This is a genomic window from Micromonospora inaquosa, from assembly GCF_003857055.1.
Classification (GTDB): domain Bacteria; phylum Actinomycetota; class Actinomycetes; order Mycobacteriales; family Micromonosporaceae; genus Micromonospora; species Micromonospora inaquosa.
Genome location: NZ_QGSZ01000249.1, coordinates 1 through 18,214, shown reverse-complemented (window position 1 = coordinate 18,214; position 18,214 = coordinate 1). Strand labels below are relative to the sequence as shown.

Annotated in this window: 15 protein-coding genes, 1 tRNA gene and 1 pseudogene; 2 read left to right on the top strand and 15 right to left on the bottom strand. The window is 69.9% G+C overall.

Going from position 1 to position 18,214, the window contains the following annotated elements:
- Positions 1 to 199: 199 nt before the first annotated feature.
- From DLJ59_RS22165 to DLJ59_RS22145, 5 genes are all read right to left on the bottom strand, one after another.
- Positions 200 to 970: a hypothetical protein gene (locus DLJ59_RS22165; protein ID WP_124774545.1), complete on the bottom strand. Its 771-nt coding sequence runs from the start codon at positions 968 to 970 to the stop codon at positions 200 to 202.
- A 46-nt stretch (positions 971 to 1,016) separates the two neighbouring features.
- The gene (locus DLJ59_RS22160; protein ID WP_124774544.1) at positions 1,017 to 1,283 is read right to left on the bottom strand and encodes a hypothetical protein; all 267 of its coding nucleotides are present in this window, start codon (positions 1,281 to 1,283) and stop codon (positions 1,017 to 1,019) included.
- Positions 1,284 to 2,107: 824 nt separating this feature from the next.
- Positions 2,108 to 3,016, bottom strand: a complete 909-nt coding sequence (locus DLJ59_RS22155) for a hypothetical protein (protein WP_124774543.1) — start codon at positions 3,014 to 3,016, stop codon at positions 2,108 to 2,110.
- A 304-nt stretch (positions 3,017 to 3,320) separates the two neighbouring features.
- Positions 3,321 to 5,117: an IS481 family transposase gene (locus tag DLJ59_RS22150; protein WP_279635770.1), complete on the bottom strand. Its 1,797-nt coding sequence runs from the start codon at positions 5,115 to 5,117 to the stop codon at positions 3,321 to 3,323.
- A gap of 673 nt (positions 5,118 to 5,790) precedes the next feature.
- Positions 5,791 to 5,874, bottom strand: a tRNA-Tyr gene (locus DLJ59_RS22145).
- A 147-nt stretch (positions 5,875 to 6,021) separates the two neighbouring features.
- Between DLJ59_RS22145 and DLJ59_RS22140 the strand changes: the two genes are divergently transcribed.
- Positions 6,022 to 6,516: a YajQ family cyclic di-GMP-binding protein gene (locus DLJ59_RS22140; RefSeq protein ID WP_124774541.1), complete on the top strand. Its 495-nt coding sequence runs from the start codon at positions 6,022 to 6,024 to the stop codon at positions 6,514 to 6,516.
- A gap of 126 nt (positions 6,517 to 6,642) precedes the next feature.
- On the opposite strand, the pseudogene DLJ59_RS22135 reads toward DLJ59_RS22140, so the two are convergent.
- The 10 genes and pseudogenes from DLJ59_RS22135 to DLJ59_RS22085 form a co-directional block, all read right to left on the bottom strand.
- A pseudogene (locus DLJ59_RS22135) lies at positions 6,643 to 7,286 on the bottom strand (DUF1028 domain-containing protein).
- A gap of 246 nt (positions 7,287 to 7,532) precedes the next feature.
- Positions 7,533 to 8,792 carry an MFS transporter gene (locus tag DLJ59_RS22130; protein WP_124774540.1) on the bottom strand — a complete coding sequence of 420 codons (1,260 nt, stop codon included), beginning with the start codon at positions 8,790 to 8,792 and terminating at the stop codon, positions 7,533 to 7,535.
- A gap of 142 nt (positions 8,793 to 8,934) precedes the next feature.
- A complete protein-coding gene (gene htpX, locus DLJ59_RS22125) occupies positions 8,935 to 9,810 on the bottom strand; it encodes a zinc metalloprotease HtpX (protein WP_124774539.1) in 876 nt (291 codons plus the stop codon).
- A gap of 114 nt (positions 9,811 to 9,924) precedes the next feature.
- Positions 9,925 to 11,412: an NADH-quinone oxidoreductase subunit N gene (locus tag DLJ59_RS22120; protein WP_124774538.1), complete on the bottom strand. Its 1,488-nt coding sequence runs from the start codon at positions 11,410 to 11,412 to the stop codon at positions 9,925 to 9,927.
- Positions 11,413 to 11,527: 115 nt separating this feature from the next.
- Complete coding sequence (locus tag DLJ59_RS22115) at positions 11,528 to 13,036, bottom strand: complex I subunit 4 family protein (RefSeq protein ID WP_124774537.1); 1,509 nt, start codon at positions 13,034 to 13,036, stop codon at positions 11,528 to 11,530.
- Positions 13,033 to 14,964, bottom strand: a complete 1,932-nt coding sequence (locus DLJ59_RS22110) for an NADH-quinone oxidoreductase subunit 5 family protein (RefSeq protein WP_124774536.1) — start codon at positions 14,962 to 14,964, stop codon at positions 13,033 to 13,035. Before DLJ59_RS22110 ends, DLJ59_RS22115 begins: the two co-directional genes overlap by 4 nt.
- Positions 14,961 to 15,323 (bottom strand): NADH-quinone oxidoreductase subunit NuoK, encoded by a 363-nt coding sequence (gene nuoK, locus DLJ59_RS22105; RefSeq protein ID WP_124774535.1) that lies wholly within the window; start codon positions 15,321 to 15,323, stop codon positions 14,961 to 14,963. Before nuoK ends, DLJ59_RS22110 begins: the two co-directional genes overlap by 4 nt.
- Complete coding sequence (locus DLJ59_RS22100) at positions 15,320 to 15,880, bottom strand: NADH-quinone oxidoreductase subunit J family protein (RefSeq protein WP_124774534.1); 561 nt, start codon at positions 15,878 to 15,880, stop codon at positions 15,320 to 15,322. Before DLJ59_RS22100 ends, nuoK begins: the two co-directional genes overlap by 4 nt.
- Before the next feature lie 25 nt (positions 15,881 to 15,905).
- On the bottom strand, positions 15,906 to 16,511 hold the full coding sequence (locus tag DLJ59_RS22095; RefSeq protein WP_124774533.1) for a NuoI/complex I 23 kDa subunit family protein: 606 nt from the start codon (positions 16,509 to 16,511) through the stop codon (positions 15,906 to 15,908).
- A 187-nt stretch (positions 16,512 to 16,698) separates the two neighbouring features.
- Positions 16,699 to 17,127, bottom strand: coding sequence for an ester cyclase (locus DLJ59_RS22085; RefSeq protein ID WP_124774532.1), 429 nt, complete (start codon positions 17,125 to 17,127; stop codon positions 16,699 to 16,701).
- Positions 17,128 to 17,207: 80 nt separating this feature from the next.
- Between DLJ59_RS22085 and DLJ59_RS22080 the strand changes: the two genes are divergently transcribed.
- Positions 17,208 to 18,214, top strand: a 1,007-nt coding sequence (locus DLJ59_RS22080; protein WP_124774531.1) for a glutathione S-transferase family protein, incomplete at its 3' end; no start/stop codon positions are given.

Sequence of the window (18,214 nt, the reverse complement as noted above, 5' to 3'; positions counted from 1 at the left end):
TGGCCTAGCAGAGGGCACCCCGGCCGCGTCGGCGAGCTGGCGACGGTCACAGCGTTGCGGGCGCTACACCTCCGGCGGCGGCGCTCCGGCTACAAGATGGCCAGGGCCTGCCTTCGGTGGGTCGCCGTCCCTCGGCGGTTGCGGAGGCCATCTCACCCACCGTCGACCAGGGCGAGCGGGCAACGGCGTTCAGCGATCTTCACTCATCAGGGAGAGTGTCCAGCAACTTCGCGGCCACTGCGGGCGGCAAGATGGTTGACCAGATAATCTCGCCAGGTTCCGGTTCGAGCTCTCTGACCCCTTCGGGCTCTGGCATCCAACTGCTATGGTCGATACCCGGAATGGCATTTAAAATCACCGCGAATACTCGGTGGTCCGCGATGTTTTCAGTCCCGATTAGTAAATAAGTTTCGCCGTCCTCTGCACGGGCCAAAGCGGTCACCTTGTAGTGCTCGAACTCCGCTTGATAGGCATACCCGTTCTGCAAGGATCGGGCGATCAACTCGCAGACGATCCTTCGGATCTCACGTTCCCATGCATATATATGCTCGAGTTCGAGCCGCTTCCAGTCCCAGGCTTGGGGGAGCCAGCGATCTGAGGAGCCGTCGCGACCGGCAGTGGCTGCCAACGACTCATAGAAGTCGCTGGGGTCACCTTCTCGCCTGTAGCCGCCAGCACCTAGCCACCATGGCGCACTGCGGGCTTGCAGCTCAGGGGCGGTCGACTCAGCCTCGGGGAGCCGAGTTGCAGCCCCACGCCAGCGACTGACCTTGACCTTGAACCAGACCCGATCCGTTAGGCTCAGGATCCTTTCCACACCCCCAGCAGCATGCACTTCCGGGAGTCGCTGCGCCTCTCTAACCAGAGGATGATCCAGGTCTGGCAGAGGTAAGCTAATAGGCGGCTTGGACAGCTCAAGCGCTTCAATGCAGGCCTTTGTGGGCCGGACAGATTGGGCCTCGCTGCTCATTCAGCAACCTTAACGCCCGAATCCGCCCGACACCAGACACGAAGGGTCAGCTTTCCGCAGGCATCCCGCCATACTCGTCAAGCTGGTCAGGCGATAGGCCTGCGAGCAGTGAGACCGCTGACTTAGGCGATCCGTCGAGCTGGTTTAGGGCTACACGGATGCCGTCGTTGATCTCATTGCGATGCGCTTCTATGTACTCGCGGACTGCCGCGTCTACGACGTCTTTCTTAGCCTTGCCCAGGAAGTGGGCGGCGTGAGAAATGAGCTGGTCAGTTCCAACGTCGACCTTGATGGGAGCGGACGTAGCGGCCATTGGGGCCCCCTTCCAGTGGCTAGAGTACCGTAGTACCGAAGTACCCGGCAACACTATGCTCCTAACGCCCAACGGTACTGTGGTCCGGAAGGTGTGGCTACGGAGATGCGTCACAGAGGGCAACACCCCACTCAGGTTGCGACCTGCGGCGATCCGGCGATGGGTGCTGCGTCTGCACGAGGTCGCCTACAGCCCAGAGGTTACGAACCACGGCGACATCCCCGATAGGCTGGCGGCCCTGTGGGTGCGGTGCATCGCGTAGCGACCGCCAGCCTATCGGGGATGTCAAGCCTTTCTAGACCGGCCAAACCGTGTCAAACCTAGCCAAAACTGCCGCTTCGGGTGGCCCCACTGCGACTTTTGGGCAGCGTAAACCAACGCGCGCGCAGTTACGCTCGCGCAACGAAGTGACCTGCGCGAGCGTAACTGCCGGCGCGCGCGCGATATCACAAGACACGCCGTGCGAGCAGTGTGATGTCTGTCACTAATATCCGCCGAGCGCGAGCCAGCAGCGGCCGGCAGAGCCTCGCCAATGACCTCACCCCCTGATCTCGGTGACGGACAACGTCAGAAAGTCCAAGGACGGCCAGGCCCTCCACTTGACAGCGCCCCTGTCGTCGCACCCCGTGCATCTCGCGGTCGCCGACGGATAGCCCGGTCAAGGCATGACGCCCGGCCGCGCGCCGGCCAGCGTTATCGGCAGGAGCAGTCAAGCCAGCAACCAGCGCGGACAGCCCCACCCTGAACCAGTCGAAGGCTCCGGCCCTCGTGCGATGCCACAAGCGCTACTTGCTGTGGGAGATGGTCTTTGGGTTACTCCTCCGTCAGTATCGTTCAACGAGGGTGCGGCGGACTCCGGCGTCGAGCATCGCCTGCGCGCGGTGTTGGCCGTTGTTGTAGCCGCCTTGGAATGGACGATATGGCCGGACAGTGTCGATTAGCAGCGATAGCAGGGCCTCCCGCTCCCAGTCACTAAGAGGAAAAGTGGCGGTCTGCTGGTCCACGTGGTGCGGAATCTCGTCGTGCGGGACGCCTGCGGATTGAGCCTGGCGGACGAGCCGCATAGCCACGCTTGACACCGTGTGCCAGTCGCCGCCGTGGTACCAGCAGCAGCCGCGGGCACCGCGATACGGTACGAACTGGCGGGCGAGACGGCGCCACAAAGGAGTGCCGGCCGACATGCATGCCGATTGGCGGAACGGAGCGGGCTTCGGAAACAGAGCGACCCACGCTGGCGCGTAGCGTTCTGGCCTCTCCTCTAGCTCAGGCTCGGGCGGTATGAATCCCGCTCCTCGTTCCCTATCGACATGCTGCCCTACCAGGGCATCTACGTCCTCGTCGCGTACAGAACGCCATGCTGGATGAGATAGGCGACGCGCCTCGGCGTCAACGGTGAAGGAGACGGCAGCAATGCTCGGCGACCCGGACTCTGGCAGGAAGCGCTGGATCCAGATCGGTGGCTCAGCATCATCTGGGAAGTACTGCTGCCAGACCGAAGAAGCACAGGCCTCGGCCGCGTTGATCAGCGAAGTCCCTTCGCCCATCAGCTGGGTTGCGACTGCAACGGGACGCTGCTGCGGTGCGGTGAACAGTTGGAGCCGAAAGGTCGCCCGGTATCGCGCGCCAGGCGGGAGCCGGTACATGTGTTCGTCGACGACCTGCTCACGGCGCCCAGCCTGCCCGTCGAGCCGTCCGTAAGTGGATTGAGTCGCGGCATCGTCGTCCTTCGGCACCAGTCCACTATGCCGTACGAGTGGTTGGAGCATGCAAGATCATCGGGCACACGTTGGCACAAATAACGCCGACAGGAGCCGTCAACCGCTGCAGGGTAAGGCCAACGCCGCCCAGCTCAGCGCGTCGATTAGCCCGATTGGATTTGGTCGATCGTGCGTCAATGAGGGCTCAGGGTTTGAGTCCCTGGCCCAGAAGCCGTGACCCTAAGGCCGATCCACGACAGTCGAGCAGGTGCGCTACCTAGATTGTGATCCGTCAGTTGATGTGCGACGCAGCTCTGCCAGGTGATGTGCGACGGGTGGTCTAGGAAACGTGGGTAGCGATCCGCGGTCGCTGGCCTTTGATGCTACGGACTGGCTGGGTGGTGGTGCGTCGGACGACTTTGGTGTCTCCGTCGGTGAGTTCGATGGCGAGGGTCGTCTCGGAGACAGTCACGGTGACTGTCTGGTGTCGGTGCAGCCGGCCGAGGGCGACCTTCTGGCCGGCGACCATGATGATGCCGCTGTTGGAAGCACGCCGTTGCACTCGGACGGGTTCGATCGAGGGGCGCGGTGGTGGCCCTGCTGGGCGGGCACCGCGGAGGCGCTTCATCTGTTCCGGGCGTAGAGGGTTGGTGCGGGTGCGGAGCAGTTCGCGGGTGTCGAGGTCGTAGAACATGAGGGTGGCAGGCTCGATGCGGATGCCGACGCGGCGGCCGGCGAGGATCTCTGCGGCCAGGACGATGTGTTGGCCCAGGGAGACGCCGCCGCCTCGGTTGACGCAGCGTTCGACCTCGATGGCGTCGCCGTCCTCGATCGGCGGCAGAGGTGCGGGACCGGCCGGGACGGCGCCCTGGCGGGTGAGGGTGGCCAGGTCGTTGACGCTCAGGTGAGAGCGGACGGTCTTGATGCGGATGCCGGCGATGAGGACGTGGATCAGGTCGCAGTCGGCCCAGATCCGGGCCACCATGCCGGCCCGGTGGGTGCCCATCCAGAACTGGCGTTGGCAGACCATCAGGTTGCCCGACGCCGGGACGACCCGGTCGAACTCCACCGGCCCACCAGGATCCACCGCCGGCGCCTGGACCTGGACCGCTGGTGCGTCGGCTGCCACCGGCTGGACGTCGGTGGAGGGGACGGGGTCCAGGGTGGGCGGCAGCCACAGGTCGACCAGGGCCCGCTGCTGGGCGGGGGCCGGCTGGAACCGGTCAGCCGGCGTGACCGGTGTCTTCGCATCGAGGGCCTGGTGGGGTCGGTCGGTGTTGTAGTGCAGCACATACGCGTCCACCGCGGCCTGGGCTTCCCGGAGGCTGATGAACGCCTCGGCGGTGTCAAGGAAGTCGGGGCGCACGGTGCCGTGGAACCGTTCGACCTTGCCGTTCTGATTCGGTGAGGCGGGTGCGGTGAGCCGGTGCGTGATGCCGTTGTGGCGGCAGATCTTGTCGAACAGCACCTCACCAGTGCGGGGCCGGTACTTCCCGAACCGGTCGGTGAACTGCTTGCCATTGTCAGTGATGATCTCCTCCGGAACCCCGAACCGGGCCAGGGCCTCTGCCAGGGCCAGACACACCGCCCGGCCGGTGGCCCTCTCCACGACCTTCGCGATCACGCAATACCGGGAGTGGTCGTCGACGGCGGTGACCAGCTTCGCCTCCCGCAGCACACCGGTCGCCGGGTTGACCAACTGCACTCCACCGACAATGTCCATCTGCCATAGCTGCATCGGGGCGGGCCGTTCCCACCGCTTATACGAATCCTTCGGCCGCTTCCGGGGTCGGACCCGCAACAGACCCTGCCGCTGCAGAATCCGATCGATCGTCCGCTCCGACGGCACCACCGAATCCTCAACCACCCACGGGCCGGGTTTGCGCAGCATCTCCAACCGGATCCGCCGCGATCCCCACCGAGGATGCTCCCGACGCATCTCCGCCACCGCGACCTCGACGGCCACCGCCACCTGACCCGGCGATGAGTGCGGTCGATGCGACCGGTCAGCCAGCCCGGCCAGCTGCTCGGTCAGATACCGACCCACCCACCGATGCACCGTCGACCGATGCACTCCACAGCTGGCGGCTACCTCCATCACGTCCGACCCGGCCAGCACCGCACGAACCGCGTCCAACCGCTGCTCAACAACCGACAAGACAACCAGCGCCAATCCCGGCCTCCCCGAGTCCCGACGCCCCGCGGAGACGTCGGGCCCAGAGTGCCGAAACGGACCACTGTCGCAGATCACCTGGCGGACGCGTGTCGCACATCAGCCGACGGAGGACATGCGCTACCTAGATGTGTTGCCGATTTTCCCTGTTCTGGATCAAGGCGCCGCGCTTCGCGCGACGCGGGCGGTGAGCCGGCCGGCGGCAAGCCGCCCCGGCCGCCTGCGGCGCCGGGGCGGAGAGCCACCGACTGCCGCCGGATCGCCGCCCCGAAGTCGACTGATCCAGACGCACCAACCACGGCTAGGCGGCACGGAAGCCGGCAGGTCAACCTGATCGAGGGCGAGGGCTTCCGGCTGCCGCGCCAGTCCAACCCCGGGACTGGCTTGCCCCCGGGCTACCTACGCAGCCAGCTAAGACCGCGGCAGCCTGAGCCGGTGCTCCAGCTGCGATCGCGCTGGGCCAGCCTCCCGGAGCACGGGCGTTTGCAGCCCTCAGAGGAGCCCTGAGAGGCAAGATCGACCTGCCCACCATCTGCCCACAACCAGTCGTCAACGGCTGGACTCAGCCAGACTCGGCTAGAACAACGACAACGGCCCCTGATCAGCATCTCTGCTGGTCAGGGGCCGTGTCTGCACCTGGTGGCGGGTAGAGGATTCGAACCTCTGAAGCTTTCGCGACGGATTTACAGTCCGCTCCCATTGGCCGCTCGGGCAACCCGCCAGGGCACCCCACCGCGTCGCAACGCGGCGGCGGAAGCAAGGATAGCGGCTCCCCCCGGCACCGACGCAACCGGGTACCGTCAGGGGGTCGTGCCGCTGGTCGGCGGCCGACGGCAGGCCCAGACCGCCGGACAGCAGGAGCAGAAACATGGCAGCGAACCCGTCGTTCGACATCGTGAGCAAGGTTGACCGTCAGGAGGTCGACAACGCCCTTCGGCAGGCGGAGAAGGAGCTTGCGACGCGGTTCGACTTCCGCGGCACCGGCGCTGAGATCTCCTGGTCGGGCGAGGAGGCGATCGGTCTTCAGGCGGAGACCGAGGAGCGCGTCCGCGCCGCACTGGACGTGTTCAAGGAGAAGCTCGTCAAGCGGAACATCTCGCTGAAGTCGCTGGATGCTGGGGAGCCGCGCCCGTCGGGCAAGATCTTCAAGATCGACTGCAAGGTGATCCAGGGCATCGAGACGGACAAGGCCAAGGCCATCAGCAAGAAGATCCGCGACGAGGGCCCTAAGGGCGTGCAGGCGCAGATCCAGGGCGACCAGCTGCGCGTGACCGGCAAGAAGCGCGACGACCTGCAGGCCGTCATCTCGCTGTTGAAGGGCGAGGACTTCGGCGTCGCCCTCCAGTTCAACAACTACAGGTAGGGCGGCGACCGCCTAAGCCGCCGCCGCCGATCAGCCGGGCTCGCCGATATCGCAGGTAGGCAGACGCCGGGCCTGGCTGAGGTGAGGCGAAATCTGGACCGGCACCAACCGACATGCCTCCGACGCCTACTCGGAGGGCTTCGCCGCAAGTGCCTGCCGGGCGGCTTCGCCCATGGGGTCGTCGCGGGTCGGCATTCCCCGGATGGTCGGCAGCACCTCTTCCCGAAAGACGCCGTGCAGCCGGCGCAGGTCCCGCGCCGGATGCTCGGAGTCGTCGACCCGCACGTCCCAGAGCGGGTACGGCTGATCGCCAATCACCGTGACGGTCGCCGACCGTGCGCCGTGCCGGTCGCCGCCGGCCTCTTCGCCAGCCCCGATGGCCAGGACGAGCCGCTCCGCCAGGTTGAGCTCCCCACTCTCCTCGAACACCCGGACGATCTCCGCGAGGGTCTGCGGGCCCACCAGGCGGTTGCCCTGCACGGCGTAACCCGTCCCGGTGCGGTGCCCCGCCCAGCCCTTGGTTTGGGAGCCGGTGAAGGCGTACGAGCGGCCGTGACGGTCGACCATGCCGACCTGCCGCACTTCCCGACCCGGGTCGTGGGCCAGCAGCTCGGTCAGGACGTCCTGCAGCGAGCAGCCTCGTCGAGCAGCGGCAGTCCGTCATAGGCGAGGAACGGATTAGGGGTGGCCTGGGTCGCCACCGCACCACTGCCCGAATGGACGTGTGCGACGACCTTGCCGACCGCGGGTCTGGCTGTCAGGGCTCCCACCCCCAGCTGGCCGCTACGCCGACACCATGCGGCAATCGAGAAGGTCACGCCCGGGAGGTACCCGGACCTACTCCCGGCATGCCCGCGGCCGGTTGTTGACGTACCTGTCCCCGGCGGCCTCCTCGGGTTCCTTGAAGTCGGGGTATCCACCCCGCAGCGACAGCCCGCCTTCAAGAAGCCCGAGTGGATCAAGCCCGCACGGAAGACAAGCCCGCCCGGCCGCCGAGCGGACGACAAGCCGGCGGGTCAGGCGGGGACGGGCTGTTCGGTGCGTACCGCCGTGGTTTCCGCGCGGGCGATGGGCCCGGCGGGCAGTGCGGCGACCACGGCCCCGACGGCGACCGCTGCCCCGGCGAACAGGAACGCCCAGCGGACGCCGCCGGCGTGGTCCACGATCACGCCGGCTACCGAGCCGCCGGCCGCGCTGGACGCGACCGCGACGGTGACCACCCAGGTGTACGCCTCGTTCAACATGCCGGTGGGGGCGATCCGGCCGACCAGCGTGTTCTCCAGGGTCAGCGCGGGCGCGATGGTGGCCCCGCCGGCGACCAGCGCGACGCCCAACGCCAGTGGGGTGGGCATCACCGCGAACACGGCGAAGGTGGCGGCCAGCGCGGTGAGCAGCAGGGCGAACTGCCGGGTCATGTTCGGTGCTGGCCGGCGGACGCCGAACCAGAGACCACCGAGGGCACTGCCGACTCCCCAGACGGCGAGCAGCACGCCGGCGAGGCTCTCCGGGTCGCCGGTGGCGTGGTCGCTCGCGAACGCCGGCACGATCACTCCGGCGGCCCCGAACGCGATACCCAGGCCGGCCACGCAGATCAGCAGGGCCGGGAATCCGGGGACCCGCAGCGGGCCGAGCCCGCGGGCGTGGTGTTCCTGCGGGTGCGGACGCCAGCCGCGCATGACCCGGCCGAGGGCAACGGCGGTGGTGCCGACCAGGGTGACCACGGCCGCACCGATCAGCGCGGCCGCCGCGTCGGCGACGAGGACGAAGCCGGCGACGAGCAGCGGGCCGAAGACGAAGACGATTTCGAAGAGCGTGGTCTCGGCGGCCAGCGCGGTGTTGCGGAGGGGGTACCGGCCGGAGTTGGGGCCGGTCAGGTCGTTCCAGGCGCCTCGGATGGCGGCGGTGAGCGGCGGGTAGGTGGCGCCGGCCACGCCTGCGGTGAGGTAGATGACGGGCAGAGCGTCGTCGCCGGAGCGGCTGGCCAGCAGCAACCCGATGAGCGCGAGGGGGTGGGCCACGGCGGTGAGCAGCAGGACGGGGCTGGGGCCGATCCGGTCGGCGATGCGTCCGGCCACGGGGCTGAGCGCGGCACCGGCGAGGGCGTAGATGCCGCCTGCGATGGCGGCCAGTGAGTAGCGCCCGGTCACCTGCTCGACTACCAGGAGCAGCGCCAGTGGGGTCATGCCGATTCCGAGCCGCCCGATGATGCCGGTGATCAGCAGCATGGGCGCGCCGGGGATCCGCCAGACTCCCAGGTACTGACGCAGCGCGGTCACCGTGAACCTCCGAGATGTAATGAGCGTAAGCCGTTACGACCCTAACGCCAGCGCCGGGCGGGTGGACAACGGAATACAGCAGTCCGCCCGTACCCGGTGCGACCGGGTACGGGCGGAGGCGGTGGATCAGCGGGTCAGCGGGTCAGCGCTGGAACTGCACCGGCCCTGAGTTGCGGGCCATCTGCTCCAGCCGGGCCACGCGGTCCTCCATCTTCGGGTGCGTGGAGAAGAGCGCGGCCATGCCGCCACCCCGGAACGGGTTGGCGATCATGAGGTGGGCGGTGCTGGTGAGCTGGCCCTGTGCCGGCAACGGCCGACGTCGGGCCACCGCGTCGATCTTGCGGAGCGCGCTGGCCAGGGCCAGCGGGTCGCGGCTCAGCTCGGCGCCGGAGGCGTCCGCCTGAAACTCGCGGCTCCGGCTGATCGCCAACTGGATCACCGTGGCGGCGATCGGGCCCAGGATCAGGGTGAGCAGCAGCACAGCCGGGTTGGGGCGGTCCTCGTCGTCCCCGCCACCCAGCGGGATGAAGAAGGCGAGGTTCGCCAGCAGGGTGATGATGCTGGCCAGGCCAGCCGCCACGCTGGAGATCAGGATGTCCCGGTTGTAGACGTGGGACAGCTCGTGCCCGATCACGCCGCGCAGTTCGCGGTAGTCGAGGATCTCGGTGATGCCCTGCGTCACGCAGACGGCCGCGTGCTGCGGGTTACGACCGGTGGCGAACGCGTTGGGCTGCGCGGTCGGGCTCACGTAGAGCCGGGGCATCGGCTGCTGGGCGTCGGTGGCCAACTCCCGGACCATCCGGTACAGCTCAGGGAACTGCGCCTCGGTGACCGGTTGCGCGCCCATCGAGCGCAGTGCGAGCTTGTCGGAGTAGAAGTAGGAAACGCCGTTCATGACCAGAGACACGAGGACGGCGATGACCAGGCCGCCGCTGCCGCCGAACCAGTAGCCCACCGCCAGGATCAGGGCGCTGAGCAGGCCAAGCAGCGCTGCGGTCTTCAGACGGTTGTGGTGCACGATGTCTCCTTCGGTGCACGGATCGCCAGGATCCGCTGACCGGTGTAACAACCCGGTACCCACCAACCATCCGTCCCAACGCTGAGAGTTCCCTGAGATCGGGCGGGGGTGGGATCAGCGGCCGGCCAGGTCGAGCACCAACTGCGGGGCGACGCCGAGCACCACGGCGGCCACCGTCGCCACCGCCAGCACCACCGCCACCACGCCCACCACGGGTACGGCAGCGGCGCCGCCACCATCCGGCACGGCGAGGGGCGTCGGCGCCCAGAGCGCGGCGGTCACCCGCAGGTAGTAGGCGAGGCCGATCACCGCGTTCAACGCCACCACCAGCGCCAGCCAGGCCGCGCCGCCGTCCAGCAGCGCCCGGACCACTGTCACCTTCGCGAACAGGCCGGCCAACCCCGGCGGCAGACCAGCCAGACCCACCAGCGCGAGACCGAACGCCGCAGCCCGCCACGGGTGCCGGCGGGCCACCCCGCGCAGGTCGTCCAGCGTGCCGCCGTCCGCGCCCGCCGGCCGCAGGGCCGTCACCCCGGCGAAGGCGGCAAGCTCCAACACCACGAAGAAGACGGTGTACGCCACGGCGGCCGCGTACGCGGCGGACCGCGCGTCGTCGGTGCGCCCCGCGGCCAACGCCAACGCTCCCAGCGGGGCGAGGATGTACCCGGCCTGCGCGACGGACGACCAGGCGAGCAGCCGGACGGTCCGCCGCTGACGCAGGGCGACCAGGTTGCCGACGGTCATGGTGAGCACGGCGAGCAGAGCGAGCACCGGGCCGGTCTGCTCGGCGGGCAACGCCCGCTGCACCACGGCGAGCAGGGCGATCAGGCCGCCCAGCTTCGACGCGGTGGACAGGTACGCGGCCACCGGCAGCGGCGCGCCGTCGTAGGTGGCGGGAGCCCAGGCGTGGAACGGCACCGCCGCCACCTTGAACGCCAACCCGACCAGCAGCACCGCCACCGCGGCGGTGGTCAGCGGCAGGTCCCGAAGCTCCGGCTGCTCGGCGAGCAACGCGCCGAGCCGGTCCAGGTGCAGCCCACCGGTCACCGCGTACAGCAGCGCTGCGCCGAGCAGGGTCAGCGTCGTCGCCACCACGCTGACCACGAAGAAGGTCAACGCGGCCTCGGCGCTCGCCAGGCTCCCCCGGCGCAGCCCGACCAGCACGTACAGCGGCAGGGTCAGCGTCTCCAGAGCGACGATCAGTGTGATGAGATCGCCGGCCGCGCCGAGCACCACCCCGCCGGTCATCGAGCAGGCCAGCAGGAAGGCGTACTCCCCGACCGGTGACCGCCCGGCCCGCAGCGCGGGAATCGACAGCCCGAGCACGCCCAGGGTGAGCAGCGCGACGACCCCGCCGACCACTGCCGCGCGACCGCCGAAGATCCAGGAGCAGTCGGCGCCCACGCAGAACGTCCGCCGCTCGGCACCCGCCCCGACCAGCGCCGAGCCGACGGCGGTGCCGAGCGCGCCGAGCGCCGCCACCGCGATCGTGGCCCGTGGCCGAGCCACGATCAGATCGGTGATGAGTACGAGCACGGCCGTGCCGGCCGCCAGGTAGGCCGGCAGCAGCGCGACGCTGTCCACGCTCTGCACGACGTTCATCTGAGCCAACCTTCGTTCGCGACTGCGGGGCTCCGCTTCGCTGCACTCCTCGCGCTCACCAGGAGCCAACCTTCGTTCGCGACTGCGGGGCTCCGCTTCGCCGCACTCCTCGCGCTCACCGGGAAACCACTCCGATCAGGGCGTCGACGGGTGCCTCGGCGACGCCGAGGACCAGTGTCGGCGCCAGCCCGATGGCCAACGCGAGCAGCACCAGCGGCACCCAGGCCGTCAACTCCGCACCGGCCAGGCCGGGCCCGACCCGCCCGACGGCGGGGCTCGGCCGGTTGTGGGTGACCTGGCGCAGCAATCGCAGGAAGTACGCGGCGGTGAGCGCCCCGCCGACCGCCGCCAGCACCCCGAGGGTGGTCCAGAGCGGGCCGCCGACCTGCACGGCGGCGATCACCGCGAAAGCCTCGCCCCAGAAACCGGCCAGCCCGGGCAGGCCCAGCGACGCGATCGCCGCGAACGCCAGCAGACCCGCCAACCGGGGCGCGGTCTCCCGCAGCCCGGACAACTCGGCGAGGGTGCCCGTGCCGGTACGGTCCTTCACCGCCCCGGCCAGGAAGAACAGCAGGCCGGTGATCACGCCGTGCGCGACGTTGCCGATCAACGCCGCCTGGATGCCGGTTGCGGTCAGCGTGGCGACGCCCAGCAGCACGAAGCCCATGTGCCCCACGCTGGAGTACGCGATCAACCGCTTCACGTCCGACTGGGCCAGGCAGACCAGCGAACCGATGAGGATCGCGGCGACGGCCAGCACACCGAGCACCGGCGCCGCCCACCGTGCGCCCTCCGGTGCCACCCCCACCGCTACCCGGATCAGGCCGTACGTGCCCATCTTGAGCAGCACACCGGCCAACACGACACTGCCCACAGTGGGTGCCTGGGTGTGCGCGTCGGGCAGCCAGGAGTGCAGCGGCCACAGCGGGCTCTTCACCGCGAACGCCAACGCGAGCAGGGTGAACGCAGCCAATTGGGTGCCCCTGGACATCCCCGCGCCGCCGGTCAGTGTCACCAGGTCGGCGGTGCCGGCGGCGGCAACCACCACGTACACGCCGACCAGCAGCAGCACCGACCCGAACAGCGTGTAGAGCGCGAACTTCCGGGCTGCCCGACGCCGGTCCGCACCACCCCAGCCGGCGATGATCGCGTACATCGGCAGCAGGACGACCTCGAAGAAGAGGAAGAACAGCACCAGGTCCAGGGCGAGGAAGGTGCCCAGGATGCCCACCTCGACCACCAACAGCAGCGCGACCAGTGCCCGGCCGCTGCCGCCGCCCGGCACCCGCCACATCGTGTACGCGCAGCAGAGCAGCGTGAGCAGCGCGGTCAACACCACCAGCGGCCAGGAGATGCCGTCGACCCCGAGGTGGAAGCGCAACTCCAGACCGGGCACCCAGGGCAGATCCAGTTGGTGCCACGGGCGCACCGCCGGCGCGTCGGCCGACCAGGCGACCCAGCCCCGACCGCCGAACACCAGCGGCACCGCTGCCAGCAGGGTCAGCGCCGCCGCGACCGTGCCGACCAGCCGGGCCGCCCGGTCCCGGGGCGTCGCCGCGACCGCGACCGCGCCCAGCGCCGGCACCGCCAGGACAGCGACCAGCAACCCCTGCCCAAACGTCATCGGTTAACTCCCACCAGGGCGGCGGCCAGGCCGATCAGCAACGCGCCGGCCAGTACGCCGGCGGCGGCCCGGGGCAGCGCCGCGCGGTGCAGCGCGGCCAGCCCCGCGCCCAGACCGGAGGCGGCTCGCCCGCTGCCCTCGACAGCGCCGTCCACCACCACCTCGTCACCGGTGCGCGCGGCACGGGCCAACGCGCGGACGGGGCGTACGACAAGGGTGTGCTGGACGTCGTCGAGCCAGAACGCGCGGGCGAAGACCGGCCGCAGCGGACCCAGCGCGACCGCCGGGTCGGCGGCCCGGTCCCGACGCCAACCCAGCAGCACCAGCCCGGCGCCGAGCAGCAGGAACGCGAGCGGCAGCAGCACCCCCGACCCCAGGTGGACCAGGCCGTCCTCGGAGCCCGCCACCGGGACGGTGGGGAACCGCAGGCGGTCGGCGAACGCCCGGATGAACCCGGCCAGACCGAGCAGCGCGGCGGGCACGGCCAGCAGCAGCACCGGCCAACGCAGCACCGCCGGCGGGTCGTGCGGCCGGACCAGGGGCAGGCGCGGAGCGCCGAAGAAGGCGCGCAGCAGCAGACGACCGGCGTACCAGGCGGTGATCGCCACGCCGACCAGCCCGGCGATCCAGACGAGCCAACCCACCCAGGACGGCGCCGGACCGGTGCCCTCCAACGCGGCCGACTCGGCGACAGTCAGTACGCCGTCCTTGCTCCAGAAACCGGCCAACGGCGGCACCCCGGCCAGCGCACCCAGGCCCACCACCGTGCACCAGAACGTCACAGGCATGCTGCGCCGCAGCCCGCCCATCTCCGACATCAGGGTGGTGCCGACGGCGTGGATCACCACGCCGGCGGCGAGGAACAGCAGCGCCTTGAAGGCGGCATGGGTGAGCAGGTGGAACAGTGCGGCCGACGGCGAGCCGACCGCGAGCGCCCCGGTCATGTAGCCCAACTGGGACACGGTCGACCAGGCCAGTACGCGTTTGATGTCGTCCTGGGCGGTGGCGGCGAGCGCGCCGAGCAGCAGCGTGATCGCGCCGAGCACCCCCAGCACGGTCAGCGTCACCGGCGCGGCCGTGAACAGCGGGTAGAGCCGGGCCACCGCGTACACCCCGGCGGCGACCATCGTCGCGGCGTGGATCAGCGCGGAGATCGGCGTCGGGCCGGCCATCGCGTCCGGCAGCCAGGTGTGCAGCGGGAACTGCGCGCTCTTGCCGGCCACGCCGGCGAGCAGCAGCAGACCGGCGGCGGTCAACGTGGCGTGCGAGTGGTCGTGGGCGAGCACGTCGGCGATCCGGAAGCTGCCCGTCGACACGCCCAGCAGCGCGATGCCGAGCAGGAACCCCACGTCGCCGACCCGGGTCACCAGGAACGCCTTCATGGCCGCGGCGGGGGCGCCGGCCAGTCGGCGGTCGTGGGCGATCAGCAGGTACGAGCAGAGGCCCATCACCTCCCAGCCGACCAACAGCATGATCAGGTCCCCGGCGACCACCACCAGCAACATGGCACCGGTGAAGAGGCTGATCTGGGCGGCGTAGGGCGGGTAGCGGTGGTCGACATCGACATCGTCGTGGGGGCCGCGCCGCAGGTAGCCGATCGAGTAGACCTGCACGGCCAGGGCGACAGCGGTGACCGCCACCGCCACCAGCGCGGCGGCGCCGTCCAGCCGCACGCCGAGGGTCACCACCAGCCCGCCGACGTCGACCCAGGTGCTCGACGTCTCCGTCGGCCCGTCGACGGTGAGCAGCAGCGCGACGGCCACCGCCAGCGCGCCGGCCGCACCGGTGACGCCGAGCGTCACGGCGGTCGCCCGGGCCCGGTCGCCGCCGGTCGCGCCGTGGCGTCGAGAAGCCGGTGGCAGCAGCAGGCCGAGCAGCCCGGCGACCAGCGGTACGGCGGGCAGCAGCGCCCCGAGCAGCCCGGTCACCGGCCCGCCTCCGAGTCCAAAACGGCCGGCTCGCGCCCACCGACGGGATCCGGCGACTCGGTCAGCGGCACGTCATCCACGGCGACGGTCGCCCGCAGCCGGTAGAGCTGAAGGACGATCGCCAACCCCACCCCGATCTCGGCGGCGGCGAGGACGATGACGAACAGGGCGAAGACCTGCCCCGAGTGCGGGAGCACGGCGCGGGCGGTGGTGTCCGCGGTGACCAGGATCAGGTTGACCGCGTTGAGCATCAACTCGACAGACATCAGCACCAGCACCGCGTTGCGGCGGCGCAGTACGCCGTACACGCCGAGGCCGAACAGCAGCGCGGCGGTGACGTACGGGATGACCGGCCTCACCGGCGCCCCCCGGGCTCGCTGTCGACCAGGTCAGCTGCCCGGCCGTCGCCGTGCGGGCCGGCTCGGCCGATGTCCGGCCGGGACAGCACGATCGCGCCCACCAGGGCGGAGAGCAGCAGCACCGAGAGCACCTCGAACGGCAGCACCCAGGATTGGAAGATCTGCTCGCCCAGCCGCTCGGCGGTGCCGGCGTCGGGCAGCGTGACGGTGCTCCAGCGGTACGCGTCGACCAGCAGGGCGGTCAGCCCCAGCCCAGCGCCGCCGCCGATCAGCGCGGCCGGCCAGCCGGGCCGGTCCAGGTCGTCGGAGGCGCCGATCGGAGCCCGGGTCAGCATCACCGCGAACAGCAGCAGGACCACCACCGCGCCCACATAGATCAGCACCTGCACCCAGGCCACCAGCTCGGCGCTGAGCACCAGGAAGTCACCGGCCAACGCGCCCAGGCACACCACCAGGTAGAGCCCGGCCCGGACCAGGTGTTTCGTGGTCACCACCAGCACGCCGGCGCCGACCGCCACCGCGCCGAGGGCGAGCAGCAGCACATCCGCACCGGTCACCGGGCTGCCCTTCCGGCTCGGGCGGTCACGACGCCGGGTCCTGGTCGGCGTCGGGGCGTACCGCTGGTGGAGCGGGACGTGCGGCGGCGGCCTTGCGCGCGGCGGACGTCTCCTCCTTGGCCGGTTCGCCGTTCGGGTCGTGCGCCGGCGGCGGCGGAACGGTGGCCATCCACTGACCGAGGTGGTCCTTGTCGTGCAGCAGGTCCTTGATGTCGTACTCGGCGTACTCGAACTCCGGTGACCAGTAGAGCGCGTCGAACGGGCAGACCTCGATGCAGATGCCGCAGTACATGCAGAGCGAGAAGTCGATGTCGAACTTGTCGAGCACGTTGCGTTGGCGGGGGCGGGCGGCGCCGGGCACCGCCACCTCCTCCTTGTGCGAGTCGATGTAGATGCACCAGTCCGGACACTCGCGGGCGCAGAGCATGCAGACCGTGCAGTTCTCCTCGGACAGGGCGATCACGCCGCGCGAGCGGGGCGGCAGGTCGGGGGCGGTGTCCGGGTACTGCTGGGTGGTCGAACGGCTGGTCATCGTCTTGAGGGTGACCGCCAGCCCTTTCACCAGGCCCGCGCCGGGAAGGCCGCGCTCGCCGGTGCCACCGCGCTCGCTGGGGTCGCTCATGTCGACCATCCTGCCCTGTGGCCACGGCGCGCGCGACCACCACCCACAGGTCCAGGGCCGTAGCGTGGTCGCGGGGAGAACGAACGCACCTGGAAGAGCTGGTACGCGGTGAGCGAGGTCTACACCGAGACCGGGCGCCGGACGACGTTCGTCGACACCGGCGAGCCCATCCCGATCAACCTGCCGATCAGCCGGATCACGCCCCGGGTCCGCCGACGACGGTCGGTGGGAGCATCTCGACGCCGAGTTGTTGCAGCAGTTGGAACAACTCGTTGCAGCTCCACACCTCGACGATCCGGCCCGCCGCGTCGAAACGCAGGAACGTCGCCCCCGAGTAGCTGACCACCTGCCCGGTCGGCGGCACCGGCCCGAACTGGCCGGCGTGGGTGCCGGCGGCCCGCCAGTGCACGGCCACCCGCTCGCCGGCCGCGACCACGTCGACGATTTTGTAGCGCAGGTCCGGGAAGGCCGCCCGGCGCTCGCGGTGCCAGGCCAGCGTCGCCTCCGGCCCGGTGCCGCCCAGCCCCGGGCACTCCTCGGCGACCAGCTCGTACGCCGACTCCTCCTGGCGGGCATTCCACACGTCGGCGATGAACCGCCGGGCCGCCGCCTCCACATCCGTCATCCCGGCAGGGTATCCGGGACCACTGTGCGCCGTAGATCCGCGAGGATGGGTAGAGACACGGATCAGACCGGGAGGGCGACGTGGGCGAGGAAAAAGGCGGCAAGTACGTCGAGCCGGGCGGCGAGTTCACCCGCGACCAGCGGTACATCGCCACCCGGATCACCAAGGACGGGCGCGACGGATACCCGGTCGAGCCGGGCCGGTACCGGCTGGCGGTCAGCCGGGCCTGCCCGTGGGCCAACCGACTGATCATCGTGCGGCGGTTGCTCGGCCTGGAGGACGCCATCTCGATGGCGGTGGCCGGCCCGACCCACGACGCCCGGAGCTGGACCTTCGACCTCGACCCGGACGGCCGGGACCCGGTGCTCGGCATCGAACGCATCCAGGAGGCGTACTTCAAGCGCTTCCCCGGCTACGAGCGGGGCATCACAGTGCCAGCGATGGTGGACGTTCCGACCGGGCAGGTGGTGACCAACGACTACGCGCAGATGAGCCTGGACCTGTCCACGCAGTGGGGGGCGTACCACCGCGAGGGTGCGCCGCAGCTCTACCCCGAGCACCTGCGGGAGCAGATCGACGAGGTCAACGCGGTGGTGTTCTCCGACGTCAACAACGGTGTCTACCGGTGCGGGTTCGCCGGCAGCCAGGAGGCGTACGACAAGGCGTACCACCGGCTCTTCGACCGGCTGGACTGGCTCACCGAGCGGTTGACCGATCAGCGTTACCTGGTCGGCGACACCATCACCGAAGCCGACGTGCGGCTGTTCACCACGCTGGTCCGCTTCGACCCGGTCTACCACGGCCACTTCAAGTGCAACCGGCAGAAGTTGAGCGAGATGCCGGTGCTGTGGGCGTACGCCCGGGACCTGTTCCAGACTCCCGGTTTCGGCGACACCATCGACTTCGACCACATCAAGCGGCACTACTACGAGGTGCACCGCGACATCAACCCGACCGGGATCGTGCCGCTCGGCCCCGACCTGTCCAACTGGCTCAGCCCGCACGGCCGGGATGCGTTGGGTGGCCGCCCCTTCGGCGACGGCACCCCGCCCCCACCGCCGGTCGAGCCGGTAGACCCAAACCACAC

Bases quoted from the DNA above. Each gene is read 5' to 3' on its own strand.
- DLJ59_RS22165 (WP_124774545.1), bottom strand. From the start codon at position 970: ATGAGCAGCGAGGCCCAATCTGTCCGGCCCACAAAGGCCTGCATTGAA.
- DLJ59_RS22160 (WP_124774544.1), bottom strand. From the start codon at position 1,283: ATGGCCGCTACGTCCGCTCCCATCAAGGTCGACGTTGGAACTGACCAG.
- DLJ59_RS22140 (WP_124774541.1), top strand. From the start codon at position 6,022: ATGGCAGCGAACCCGTCGTTCGACATCGTGAGCAAGGTTGACCGTCAG.
- DLJ59_RS22120 (WP_124774538.1), bottom strand. From the start codon at position 11,412: ATGAACGTCGTGCAGAGCGTGGACAGCGTCGCGCTGCTGCCGGCCTAC.
- DLJ59_RS22115 (WP_124774537.1), bottom strand. From the start codon at position 13,036: ATGACGTTTGGGCAGGGGTTGCTGGTCGCTGTCCTGGCGGTGCCGGCG.
- DLJ59_RS22095 (WP_124774533.1), bottom strand. From the start codon at position 16,511: ATGGTCGACATGAGCGACCCCAGCGAGCGCGGTGGCACCGGCGAGCGC.
- DLJ59_RS22085 (WP_124774532.1), bottom strand. From the start codon at position 17,127: ATGACGGATGTGGAGGCGGCGGCCCGGCGGTTCATCGCCGACGTGTGG.